A 13,165-nucleotide genomic window follows, 5' to 3' on the forward strand; every position below is an offset into this window, starting at 1 on the left:
AAAATTATGTGATCTTTTTAAAACGTTCAAAAGCCTTTAAAATTTCTGTTTTAGCAGCATTGTTGTTTTCCCAGTTTTTTATTTTAACCCATTTTCCAGAGTCTAAATCTTTGTAATTTTTGAAAAAATGATTTATTTGATTACGCAGTAAACTTGGTAAATCATTTATATCTTGTATTAATGAATACTGTTCTGATATTTTACTACGAGGTACTGCAATTATTTTAGCGTCGTTACCAGATTCATCTATCATGTTGAGCATACCTATAGGTCGGCAATGTATTACGCAACCTGATTGTAAAGGATATGGAGTAGGAACCAACACATCTACTGGATCGCCATCTAATGATAAAGTCTGATTGATGTAGCCATAATTACAAGGGTAAAACATAGGTGTTAATAAAAAACGATCAACGAATATTGTTCCTGTTTTTTTATCAATTTCATATTTAATTGGATAAGAATTAGCCGGGATTTCAATAATAACATATATATCTTCTGGAATATTTTTTCCAGCTGGGATTTGGTTTAAATACATGTACGGTTGCCTTATATCTGCAAGTGATTAATTTTAGTAAATAACAATATGTATTGTTATTTATGTTTTATTTTTAATATGTTCACCAATATTATATTGTTTTACTTATCGTAGTGATAATCATATATCATATGTTATTAAAAAACAGTATTTCACATTACTTTTGGAGAATAATTATCACTTAATATTCTTATATATCTAATTCTTGAATATTAATTATATTTGTTATTCTAAAAATAATAACTAATGAATCCGTTGAATTATATAAGTAGCTAAACTTGCTAATGCTTTTCGATAAGGAGAAATGGGTAAAATATTAAGACAAGAAATGGCTTTTTTAATTTCTATTTCAGCACATTTTCGAGTGTATTCTAATGATCCGTATTGACGCATTGTATCTAGAATTATACCTAATAAATGACGATTATTGCCTTGTTTAATGGCATGACATATAAGCGATGCTTGTTTTGGGGTACTATGATGGATAGCATGTAGTAGAGGAAGAGTAGGTTTTCCTTCATTTAAATCATTTCCAATATTTTTTCCAAATATTGTTTCTGGAGCAGAATAATCTAATAAATCATCAATTAATTGAAAAGCAGTGCCTACATATCGTCCGTAATTACGCAATGCTTTTTCTTGATAAATATCAGCATTAGCTAAAATGGCAGATGATTGAGAAGCTACTTCAAATAAACGAGCAGTTTTACTATAAACAATTTTCATATAACTATCTATGGTAATACTTGGATCATTACAATTTGTTAATTGTAATATTTCTCCTTTTGCAATTATATTAACAGCGTCTGCCATCAATGACAATATTCGTAAAGATTCTAATTCTGTCATCATTTGGAATGCTCGTGTATATATAAAATCACCTACTAACACGCTAGCAGCATTTCCAAAAATCACATTAGTAGTAATTTTACCGCGTCTCATATGTGATTTATCTACTACATCATCATGTAATAAAGTGGCAGTATGAATAAATTCTATTAATGTAGCAATAATGACATGTTGTGTTTTATTATAGTGTAAGGCTCTTGCAGTTAACAAGGTAATCATTGGTCGAATTCGTTTTCCCCCACTATTAATAATATATTGAATAAGTTCGTTGATTAAAGTAATTTCAGATGCTAATCGCACGCGAATTTCTGCATTTACATCTATCATATCTTGTTCAGTCAATTTGGATATTTGAGTGATATTCATTGATATTATTGTAACTATTAAGTGTCAAGTAATATGTATATATATATGAAGTTAACGGGTATCATATATAGATATTCCATAAATAATACATATGGTAATTTTTTATTATTATTATTAATTATTATTAATAATAATTATTTACTATTGTGGTTGAGAAACATTCTTTTTTAATGTATAAGAACATACATAGAAATAATATCAGATTATAAACGAGAGATGGATCATTATTTATGTATGCGGTTTTTCAAATTGGTAGTAAACAGTATCGTGTTACTGCAGGTCAAATAATTAATGTAGAAAAGATTGATGTTAATGTTGGTAATCAAGTTGAATTTAATCAAATATTGCTTATTAAATGTAATGATTGCCTTCAAATAGGGTATCCTTTCGTAAAAGAAGGAAAAGTGATAGCGGAAATTGTAGAGCAAAATATCGATCGAAAGATAGAGATTATTAAATTTCGTCGTCGTAAACATTTTCGTAAATTCCAAGGACATCGTCAGTGTTTTACAAAAATAAAAATAACAAGCATAAACAGTGATAATTTAAATAATCAAGAAATAAGGAATAAAAATGGCACATAAAAAAGCTGGGGGCTCTACTCGTAATGGTCGGGATTCACATAGTAAGCGTTTAGGAATTAAACGTTTTGGAGGAGAATTTGTGTCTTCAGGTACTATTATTGTACGCCAACGTGGTAATACGTTTCATCCAGGAAAACATGTAGGCTGCGGAAGAGATTATACTCTCTTTGCTTTAAAGACTGGGAAAGTTTTGTTTGAAAAAAAGGGAGTGTCTAGTCGTAGGTTTATTAGTATTATTGCTAACGAATAAAGTAGTGTGATTTTAGTGATGTTATATTTGTATTAAATTTTAATTTGATCTAAATAAATTAGTTTAGCATGAAGTTTTAGTTATATTTTATAGCTAAAGTCACAGTTGTATTAGCGCTGATGTCTCTGTAATACAGACTTTTAGATAGATTAAAATTAAAAATAATCCTAAATATAGGCATAAATTTTTATAGAAAAGTAATAATATACCATGGTATACATGATAGATATGGTGAATATTAAAATCTGTGATGTTGAATAATTTATAGTTTATAAGATTAATTAAAAATAAATTTACGTTAATATTTGATTTGGTTGTACATATATTATCGATTATATTTATTAGGATTATAGTAATTTTTGATACTTTCAGACTGTCTGTAGTGATAATTTTATTACATTGTAAAAATGGTGCATTTGCAACATATAAAATGGAAAATACTGGAAATATGATTTAACAATATGAAATAGAATTAATTATTTTATAAATTTATATTAAATTTATTGAATGAGAGGTTATATCTACATGCTTCCTAAGATTTAGGCGATATGTATAGAGGTATATTATGAGATTTATTGATATGACTGACATTACAGTTGTTGCTGGAAATGGAGGACGTGGTTGCGTTAGTTTTAAAAAAACAAGAAAGGGAGGCTCTTTTTTAAAAAAACCTAATGGTAGTAATGGAGGAGACGGAGGTAATGTTTGGTTATTAGCAGATCCTAATATAAACACTTTAAATTATTTTCATTTTCATCATATTTTTAAAGCTGGGAATGGACAATGTGGCCGTAGTCGAGGTTGTACTGGTAAAAGAGGCAAAGATATTTTTATAAAAGTTCCATGCGGAACTAGAGTGAGTGATAAAAAAACAAATAAATTATTAGGAGAAATTGACAGTCATAAAAAATGTTTAATGGTAGCTAAGGGAGGCCGTCATGGCTTTGGGAATGGACATTTTAAGTATTTTCTACGACACAAAAAACTTTGTAGCACACATGGGGAGACGGGAGAATTTCAACACTTGAATTTAGAATTACTTCTGATAGCGGACGTCGGAATACTTGGATTACCTAATTCCGGAAAATCTAGTTTTATACGTGTAGTATCATCAGCGAAACCAAAAGTAGCAGATTATCCATTTACTACATTAGTACCGTATTTAGGCGTAGTACAGATTAATGATTATGATAGATTTGTTATTGCAGATATTCCTGGTATTATTAAAGGAGCTTCTAATGGTTCAGGATTAGGAATGAGGTTTTTAAAGCATCTAGAACATTGCCAAATATTATTGCATTTTATTGATATTGCGCCTTTGGATAATTCTGATCCGTTAGAAAATATTATTACTATTAGACATGAGTTAAATAACTACAATAAAAAATTGATTTGCAAACCGTGTTGGCTAATATTTAATAAAATAGATTTATTAGAGCAATATGTAGTAGAAAAAAAGATTAAATATATCATTAGTTCTTTACAGTGGAAAGGCCGTTATTATTCTATATCTTCGACACATAATACGAATATATCATTGTTGTGCGATAGCATCATGAAGTTTATTATTTATCACGGTAAAAATTAAGAATAAATTTCTATAATATATATGTAAGATAATGCAATAAAGTAGTCGGATTAATGTGATTTTGTTTATATTTTAAAATAATAAACTGAATATACTATTGGATGTAAAATGTTTATACCATAGTATTTTATCTGTATGATGTTTCGTTATAGAGAGTGATGTTCTTTATAATATTAAATATCTGTATTAGAGAATACATTTTAATTAAATTGTATTATATGATTTATAATGTAAACATTATATACAGATAAGAATTTATTTTTTGAAAACATATGTAATATGATGAAGGTAAGCCATGAAGTATGTACCGATGACTTTACGTGGAGCTGAAAGATTGAGAAAAGAATTGGATTATTTAAAAAATATTCGTCGTCCAGAAATTATAAGAAATATTTCTGAAGCACGTGAGCATGGTGATTTAAAAGAAAATTCTGAATATAATGCTGCCCGTGAGCAACAGGGTTTTTGTGAAGGGCGCATTCAAGAAATAGAATCTAAGCTTTCTCATGCGCATATTATAGATGTCACAAAATTAATTACTAACAATAAAATAGTTTTTGGAGCTACAGTTAATATTGAAAATTTAGATACAGCACATAGACGAACATATAGTATTGTAGGGGATGATGAAGCAAACCTTAAAGAAAATACGGTTTCTATTAATTCTCCTATTGCTAGAGGTTTAATCGGTCATAAAGCAGGAGATGTTATTGAGATTGATACTCCAACAGGGAAGATAAAATACAAAATAATTCAGATTAAATATTATTGAAATAATATGCTGTAAAAATTACGTTTTTTCTAAAAAATTTTACAAAATAGTGATTTTATAATTGAAAAGTTTAAATTTTATTTATTATATAATTTATATTAATTAATATTATAGTTAAAGTATATGATGTAGTGATGTTATTGATAAGATTTATTGTTTTTAGTTTTTGTATTCTTTGGGGTATTTATTAATTTATATTTCAAGATTTATTTTGATCTGTATATTTTTGTAATGTTTAACACGGTATTTAGATTAGATATATAGTTAAAAGATTAATTAATTTTTATATAAAAATTTTAATTTTCATTTAAGTAAGATTAAAAAATATTAGTTATCCTTATTTTATCAATATTATTTATGCAAAATATTTAAGAAATAACCTAATATGGTAAATAAAAAACGTTCTGTATATTCTTCAAGGTGGTTACAAAAATATTGTAAGGATCGATATGTGATAGAAGCACGAAAACTAAAACTGCGATCACGGTCTTGGTTTAAATTAGATGCAATAAATCATATGGATATGTTAATTGCTTCCGGAATGACAGTAATAGATTTAGGGTCAGCGCCTGGCGGATGGGCGACGTATGTAAAAAATAAAATAGGTAATACAGGACGCGTTATAGCGTGTGATGTATTACCTATGCGTAAAATTTCTGGGGTAGATTTTTTACAAGGAGATTGCTCTGATCCTAATGTTTTTAAAATATTGCGTGAATGGATAGGACAGAAAAAGGTTCATGTTGTTCTATCTGATATGTCTCCCAATATAACCGGTATCTCAATAATTGATGTGAACCAATCTATATATCTTGGAAATGTAGCATTAAATATATGTCGTGATATCTTAATGTATGGAGGAGATTTTTTAGTGAAAGTTTTTCAGGGCAAGGGGTGGGATAAATACATGTATGATGTGCGCTCTTTATTTAACATAGTGAAAATCCGTAAACCAGATGCTTCTAGGTCTCATTCTCGTGAAGTCTATATTGTAGCGAAAAAACGTAAAATATAATTGACATATTATGTAACATGTCAAAACTATTCAAATTTTGTTGTAATGCAATGCGAGGTTAATCTTTTGAGTGATATGGCTAAAAACCTAGGTCTCTGGTTGGTTATTGCGATAGTTTTTATGTCTTTGTTCCAGAGTTTCGGGCCTAGCGACTCGGGTAGTCGTAAATTGGATTATTCTACTTTTATGTACGATTTAAACCAAGATCAAGTTAAAGAAGCTCGTATTAACGGTCGTGAAATTGTTGTTATAAAAAAGGATAGTAATCGCTATACCACTTATATCCCAGTAAATGATCCAAAATTGCTTGATATTCTTTTAACCAAAAAAGTAAAAGTTGTTGGAGAACCTCCAGAAGAACCTAGTTTAATTACATCTATTTTTATTTCTTGGTTTCCAATGCTATTATTAATTGGGGTATGGGTTTTCTTTATGCGTCAAATGCAAGGAGGTGGCAAGGGCGCAATGTCTTTTGGAAAAAGTAAAGCACGTATGTTAACTGAGGATCAAATTAAGACTACCTTTGCGGATGTAGCAGGATGTGATGAGGCAAAAGAAGAGGTAAAAGAATTAGTAGATTATTTGCGTGAACCTAGTAGATTTCAAAAATTAGGCGGAAAAATTCCAAAAGGAGTATTAATGGTAGGCCCTCCTGGTACTGGGAAAACGCTTTTAGCAAAAGCAATTGCTGGAGAAGCAAAAGTTCCATTTTTCACTATTTCAGGTTCTGATTTTGTAGAAATGTTTGTTGGTGTTGGAGCATCTCGTGTGCGGGACATGTTTGAACAAGCCAAGAAAGCTGCACCATGCATTATCTTCATCGATGAAATTGATGCAGTTGGTCGTCAAAGAGGAGCAGGATTAGGGGGAGGACATGATGAACGAGAACAAACTTTAAATCAGATGTTAGTAGAGATGGATGGATTTGAAGGAAATGAAGGAATTATTGTCATAGCTGCCACTAATCGTCCAGATGTACTGGACCCAGCCTTATTGAGGCCGGGTCGATTTGATCGTCAAGTAGTCGTGGGATTACCAGACATTAGAGGTAGAGAGCAAATATTAAAAGTACACATTAATCACGTACCATTATCATCGGATGTAGACATATTAGTAATTGCTAGGGGAACACCTGGATTTTCAGGGGCTGATTTAGCTAATCTTGTGAATGAAGCAGCATTATTTGCAGCTCGTGAAAATAAGAATATGGTATCAATGGCGGAATTTGAAAAAGCTAAAGACAAGATTGTAATGGGTGCTGAGCGTCGTTCTATGGTGATGACAGAAGCTCAAAAAGAATCCACAGCTTATCATGAGGCTGGCCATGCTATAATCGGCAGATTGGTTCCAGAGCATGATCCAGTGCATAAAGTTACTATAATTCCTAGGGGGCGCGCTTTAGGTGTAACATTTTTTTTACCAGAGGGTGATGCAATTAGTACAAGTCGACAAAAATTAGAGAGTCAAATTTCTACGTTATATGGAGGTAGACTTGCAGAAGAGATAATTTATGGTCCAAATAAAATATCTACTGGCGCATCTAATGATATTAAGGTCGCCACTTCTATCGCTCGGAACATGGTAACTCAATGGGGATTTTCTGAAAAACTTGGTCCGTTATTGTATGCAGAGGAAGAGGGAGAGATATTTCTTGGACGTTCAGTAGCTAAAGCAAAGCATATGTCTGATGAAACTGCTCGCATTATTGATCAGGAAATTAAATTTTTGATTGAAAAAAATTATGTTCGTGCTCACAATCTTTTAATTGAAAATGTAGACATCCTTCATTCTATGAAAGATGCATTAATAAAATATGAAACAATCAATGCGTCTCAGATAAATGATTTGATGAATAGAAAATCAATTGAACCTCCATCTGGATGGGAACATGGTTCGTCTGATACAAGTAACGATAAGAATGATTCTTCTTGTATTTCTTCAGTAAAAGTACCAAAATCAGTAAACAGAGAATCTTATAATGATAATTCTGATACTGCATTATAATAATATTGTGGTAATTTACATGAAAAAATAAATATCCGCCATTTTATAAAAAAATATTTTCTATTTTATAGAAACAAAATAATATATAGATTAATTTAAAACAATATATTAGGGATGTATGTGAATTTATGAATTTGGCTGTGAATAAATATAATTTAAATTTTTCTGAAGTTCAAATTATGGGTATTTTGAATGTTACTCCTGATTCCTTTTTTGATGGAGGAAATTATTATACTCTTTCTAAAGCGATTGATCATGCATTTCATATGATTTCTAATGGTGCCACTTTAATTGATGTGGGCGGAGAATCAACACGACCTGGAGCCGATATTATAAGTGACGAAGAAGAAGCAGAACGTGTTATACCTGTAGTACGCGCTATAGCACAACGTTTTGATACTTGTATTTCGATAAATACATCATCAGCATTAATAATACGTGAAAGTGCGGCTATTGGTGCTCATTTAATTAATGATGTACGTTCTCTCACTACCAAAGGATCTATGCAAGCTGCAGTACATTGTAAGCTATCAGTATGTTTAATGCATATGCAAGGCAAACCTAGGACAATGCAAAATTTTCCGAAATATTCTAATATCTTAGCCGAAGTAAGTGAATATTTTTCTCAACAAATATCTCGCTTTGAATCGGCTGGTATTACCAGAGATAAAATATTACTCGATCCTGGTTTTGGTTTTGGAAAGAATTTAGTACATAATTATCAACTCTTAGCTAATTTGAAATATTTTCATCGTTTTGGTTTACCTTTATTAGTTGGTATATCACGTAAATCGATGCTTAGCCTTAGTGACAATCAACGTAATCCTAAAAACAGGTTAATAGGTAGTATTGCCTGTGCAGTAATTTCAGCTATACAAGGCGCACGAATTATTCGTGTACATGATGTCAAAAAAACGGCAGAAGCATTACAAGTAGTTAAAACTATGTTTCAACATGCAAAAAAGTAAGGAAGCCTAATATGAAGCGCCTCAAATACTTTGGTACCGATGGTATTAGAGGTAGAGTTGGGAGTGCTCCAATCACTCCAAATTTTGTTTTGAAGCTTGGTTGGGCTGCAGGCAAGGTATTGAGTCGTTATAGTAAAAGTAGATCTAATCAAATTATTATTGGAAAAGATACTCGTATTTCTGGGTATATGTTAGAATCAGCATTAGAATCTGGACTAGCTGCTGCTGGTTTGTCTGCAGCATTAACTGGTCCTATGCCTACTCCAGCAATTGCATATTTAACTCGCGCTTTTAGGGCTGAGGCTGGTATTGTAATTTCTGCTTCGCATAATCCTTTTTATGATAATGGTATTAAGTTTTTTTCTATTAAGGGTACCAAATTAGATAGCGAAGTAGAGCGTTCTATAGAGATAGAATTAAATAAATCTTTAACATGCGTTGATCCAAAAGAACTAGGAAAAGCTAATCGTATTGTTGACGCAGCTGGTCGTTATATAGAATTTTGTAAAGGAACTTTTCCAGCTCATCTTAGTTTGAGAAAATTAAAAATAGTTGTAGATTGTGCTAATGGAGCTACTTACCAAATAGCTCCAAGTGTATTTCGTGAGTTAGGCGCGAAAGTGGTTACTATTGCGTGTCGTCCAAATGGAGTAAATATTAATAAAGAATGTGGTGCTACAAATATTCAGCAACTACGTGCTCAGGTATTGGCAAAAAAGGCAGATTTAGGCATCGCTTATGATGGAGATGGCGATAGAGTAATTATGGTTGATCACTTTGGAAATAAAGTAGATGGTGATCAAATGTTATATATTATCGCCCGAGAAAAATTGTATCGTAATAAGCAACTAACAGGAGGTATAGTAGGCACTCTTATGAGTAATATGGGACTCGTTTCGGCATTAAAACAGTTAAATATTCCTTTTATACGTGCTGGTATCGGTGATCGTTGTGTGCTTGCAATGTTAAAAAAAAAAGGTTGGCATATAGGAGGGGAGAATTCAGGACATATTGTACTCTTAGATAAAACTACTACAGGAGATGGTATTATTGTTGCTCTTCAAATATTGTCTGCAATGGTAAATAATTGCGTAAGTTTATATGAATTATGCAATGACATGTGTTTGTTCCCCCAAATTTTAGTTAATGTATATTGTTCTGGTACTGATAGCCCTTTAGAATCTGATTTAGTTAAAAAAGAGGCTAAAGCAGTAGCAGAGGAATTATCTGAACAAGGACGTGTGTTATTACGTAAGTCCGGCACTGAACCATATATTCGTATTATGGTGGAAGGAAAACGTTATGATAAAATATTGTATTTAGCTAATAGAATTGCCTCTGTAATAAGATCGCAAATGAAATAAATACGATGACAGTTAAATTTAACATTTGTGCTATATATCATGTACTATTAATTGTAGTAAGTTGTTTAACTTATACTACTTTATATGAAGGAAATTAATATAAGTATAAAATTAAGAGCATAGCTATTATTTAATTGTGATAATTTATGTTTATGTAAGGATAATATAACGTTATGTATCAAACTTTTTTAGTTATATTTGTAATAATAGCGGTAGCTTTAATCGTATTGATTATGTTTCAACAAAATAAAGGTAACGATTCTGGAGGAATGTTTAGTAATCGATCTTTAAATGATATGCTAAGTTCAGGAGGTTTTAGTGATGGCATAACTCGTTTAATAGTAATTTTAGCTATATTGTTTTTTGTACTTAGTTTGTTATTAGGAAACATGAATAGCAAACAAAATCAAAAACATATTCAAAATAGTGCACGAAATAGTCAATTCTAATATTAAATTAAAATTTATTTAAACATTAGTTTCATGGAAAACGCAATATATCGTAATATATCAGACAAATGTATTTATTCATGTATGGTAAAAACAAGTATATATGTAGACATGTATAATTAGTAATCAATGTAAATAATAGTGATATTAATATATTATTTTGATGATGATATTTGCATCAATACCGAGGTGGTGAAACAGGTAGACACGCTACTTTGAGGTGGTAGTTTCTCTTTTTTGAGATTGCGGGTTCGAATCCCGTCCTCGGTATTGCTTTGTAATATAAATAATTTGATTTTTTAGAGTTGTATGGTGTATAATTATATCGTTTTGGTATTGACGCGGGGTGGAGCAGTATGGTAGCTCGTCGGGCTCATAACCCGAAGGTCGTTGGTTCAAATCCGACCCCCGCAACCTCATTAAATACAGTATGCGATTCGATATAAGTATTGTATTAAAAAATAAAAAATAATGAAAATATGTTCATGTTTTTATTTAAAAGCCATCAATTGTTTAATTGGTTTGTCAGTAACCAATTAACATCTAGAAAGTCTTGATGGATTTATTCCGATACTAGTAATATTTAGTATCTAACAAGTAGATTGCTAATTATTTTATATGAAAATTTGTCAAGATTCATTAGTTTCATAATATTAAACAGAATTTTGTTATACGTGCTATAAGGTTGTCTGATATACAGCAGGAGGCTGGATTGGCGCTTGTCTACTTAATCATGATTGTTATAAAAATTTAAGTTGGTAACCGAGGTAATTTTGTGTTTTGAATAAAAATGACTAAAAGATTTTTATATTTAAAAAATTTACTTAAATCAAGTGATAACTTAGTAGTTATTAAGAATAGATTTTTGAGATAACTAAGATGAATAAAGAGATTTTGGCTGTAGTAGAAGCAGTTTCTAATGAAAAGGCTGTACCTCAGGAAAAAATTTTTGAAGCGTTAGAGATTGCATTAGCCGCTGCTACAAGAAAAAAATATGAACAAGATATTGAAGTGCGCGTTGTGATTGATCGTAAGTCAGGTCAGATAAACACGTTTAGGAGATGGGTTGTAGTAGAACAAGTTACTCAACCCACTAGGGAAATTACATTAGATGCTGCTCGGTTTGAAAATCCAAAAATTAAAATTTATGATTATATTGAAGATGTTATTGAATCTGTTAGTTTTGATCGTATTACAACACAAACTGCAAAACAGGTTATTGTCCAAAAAGTACGTGAAGCTGAACGAGCAATTATTATAGAACAGTTTTTAAGTCGTCAAGGTGACATTGTGACGGGCATAGTAAAAAAAATTAATAGAGATAGCATTAATATAGATTTAGGAAATAATGCTGAAGGAATTATTAATAAAGAAGAGATGCTGCCGCGTGAAAATTTTAGATTAGGAGATAGAATTCGTGGTATTCTGTACTTAGTAAGACCAGATTTTAAGGGTCCTCAATTGTTTATAAGTCGAACCAGAACTGAAATGTTGGTTGAATTGTTTCGCATTGAAGTACCTGAAATTGGAGAAGAATTAATTACGATTAAAACTGCCGCTCGAGATCCTGGTTCACGAGCAAAAATTGCTGTCAAAACAAATGATAAGCGTATTGATCCAATAGGCGCTTGTGTGGGTATGAGGGGAGCACGTGTTCAGGCTATTTCTAGTGAATTAGGAGGAGAACGCGTAGATGTCGTATTATGGGATGATAACCCTGTGCAGTTTGTTATTAATGCTATGTCCCCTGCTGACGTCGCATCCATTGTTATAGATGAAGATAAGCATACAATGGATATTTCAGTAGAAGAATCTAATTTAGCTCAAGCTATCGGACGAAATGGACAAAATATTCGTCTAGTATCTCAATTAAGTGGTTGGGAATTAAATATTATGACTGTAGATGAGTTAGAGAAAAAGCGTCAGATTGAAATATGTGCTGTTACCAATATTTTTGTGAACACCTTAAATATTAGTGAACAATCTGCTAAAATTTTAATTGATTCAGGATTTTCTTCACTTGAAGAATTAGCGTATGTACCTATAACAGAACTGTTATCGATAAAAAAAATTGATACTAAAACAGTGGAGGCAATTAGGAACCGTGCGAAAAATGCTTTAAAAAATTTTTCTATTACACATAACCAAGACGTTAAAGACAATAATAATACTGTTATTATTAATCCTATTATGGAATTGTTGAGATTGTCTAATATTGAATATGAATTGGCATTAAAATTAATCAAACGTGGTATCTCTACATTAGAAGATTTAGCTGAACAAGACATATCGATTCTGTCCGGCATCGAAGGGGTAACCAAAGAAAAAGTTGGAGAATTAATTATGGAAGCTCGCAATATTTGTTGGTTTAATAATGATAGTAAACATTAATGTTATTAATGTAATAATTAAGGAACG

Annotated in this window: 12 protein-coding genes and 2 tRNA genes; 12 read left to right on the plus strand and 2 right to left on the minus strand. The window is 31.0% G+C overall.

Annotated elements, in window-relative coordinates; all coding sequences use genetic code 11:
• Positions 1-4: 4 nt before the first annotated feature.
• Both ppa and ispB read right to left on the minus strand, forming a co-directional pair.
• Complete coding sequence (gene ppa, locus M9400_RS01230) at positions 5-538, minus strand: inorganic diphosphatase (protein WP_250232614.1); 534 nt, start codon at positions 536-538, stop codon at positions 5-7.
• A 243-nt stretch (positions 539-781) separates the two neighbouring features.
• Positions 782-1,753 (minus strand): octaprenyl diphosphate synthase, encoded by a 972-nt coding sequence (gene ispB / locus M9400_RS01235; RefSeq protein ID WP_250232615.1) that lies wholly within the window; start codon positions 1,751-1,753, stop codon positions 782-784.
• A 230-nt stretch (positions 1,754-1,983) separates the two neighbouring features.
• Here ispB and rplU point away from each other — a divergent pair, with 230 nt between their 5' ends.
• The 12 genes from rplU to nusA all read left to right on the plus strand — a co-directional run bounded on the left by rplU (position 1,984) and on the right by nusA (position 13,138).
• Positions 1,984-2,337: a 50S ribosomal protein L21 gene (rplU, locus tag M9400_RS01240; protein WP_250232616.1), complete on the plus strand. Its 354-nt coding sequence runs from the start codon at positions 1,984-1,986 to the stop codon at positions 2,335-2,337.
• Positions 2,327-2,587 carry a 50S ribosomal protein L27 gene (gene rpmA / locus M9400_RS01245; protein WP_250232617.1) on the plus strand — a complete coding sequence of 87 codons (261 nt, stop codon included), beginning with the start codon at positions 2,327-2,329 and terminating at the stop codon, positions 2,585-2,587. The genes rplU and rpmA overlap by 11 nt, the downstream gene beginning before the upstream one ends.
• A gap of 580 nt (positions 2,588-3,167) precedes the next feature.
• On the plus strand, positions 3,168-4,175 hold the full coding sequence (gene cgtA, locus M9400_RS01250; RefSeq protein ID WP_250232618.1) for an Obg family GTPase CgtA: 1,008 nt from the start codon (positions 3,168-3,170) through the stop codon (positions 4,173-4,175).
• Between the two features lie 295 nt (positions 4,176-4,470).
• Positions 4,471-4,947 (plus strand): transcription elongation factor GreA, encoded by a 477-nt coding sequence (gene greA, locus M9400_RS01255; RefSeq protein ID WP_250232619.1) that lies wholly within the window; start codon positions 4,471-4,473, stop codon positions 4,945-4,947.
• A gap of 385 nt (positions 4,948-5,332) precedes the next feature.
• Positions 5,333-5,962 carry a 23S rRNA (uridine(2552)-2'-O)-methyltransferase RlmE gene (gene rlmE, locus M9400_RS01260; RefSeq protein ID WP_250232620.1) on the plus strand — a complete coding sequence of 210 codons (630 nt, stop codon included), beginning with the start codon at positions 5,333-5,335 and terminating at the stop codon, positions 5,960-5,962.
• Positions 5,963-6,028: 66 nt separating this feature from the next.
• Entirely contained in the window at positions 6,029-7,966 is a 1,938-nt protein-coding gene (gene ftsH, locus M9400_RS01265) for an ATP-dependent zinc metalloprotease FtsH (RefSeq protein WP_250232687.1), read from the plus strand.
• 128 nt (positions 7,967-8,094) lie between these two features.
• Positions 8,095-8,934, plus strand: a complete 840-nt coding sequence (folP, locus tag M9400_RS01270) for a dihydropteroate synthase (RefSeq protein WP_250232621.1) — start codon at positions 8,095-8,097, stop codon at positions 8,932-8,934.
• Positions 8,935-8,945: 11 nt separating this feature from the next.
• On the plus strand, positions 8,946-10,298 hold the full coding sequence (glmM, locus tag M9400_RS01275; RefSeq protein WP_250232622.1) for a phosphoglucosamine mutase: 1,353 nt from the start codon (positions 8,946-8,948) through the stop codon (positions 10,296-10,298).
• Positions 10,299-10,471: 173 nt separating this feature from the next.
• Entirely contained in the window at positions 10,472-10,747 is a 276-nt protein-coding gene (gene secG, locus M9400_RS01280; protein WP_250232623.1) for a preprotein translocase subunit SecG, read from the plus strand.
• Between the two features lie 183 nt (positions 10,748-10,930).
• A tRNA-Leu gene (locus M9400_RS01285) sits at positions 10,931-11,017 on the plus strand.
• Positions 11,018-11,087: 70 nt separating this feature from the next.
• A tRNA-Met gene (locus tag M9400_RS01290) sits at positions 11,088-11,161 on the plus strand.
• Positions 11,162-11,626: 465 nt separating this feature from the next.
• Positions 11,627-13,138, plus strand: coding sequence for a transcription termination factor NusA (gene nusA, locus M9400_RS01295; protein ID WP_250232624.1), 1,512 nt, complete (start codon positions 11,627-11,629; stop codon positions 13,136-13,138).
• The last annotated feature ends 27 nt before the right edge of the window (positions 13,139-13,165 follow it).

The sequence above is a fragment of the Blochmannia endosymbiont of Camponotus sp. genome (genome assembly GCF_023586085.1).
GTDB lineage: Bacteria > Pseudomonadota > Gammaproteobacteria > Enterobacterales > Enterobacteriaceae > Blochmanniella.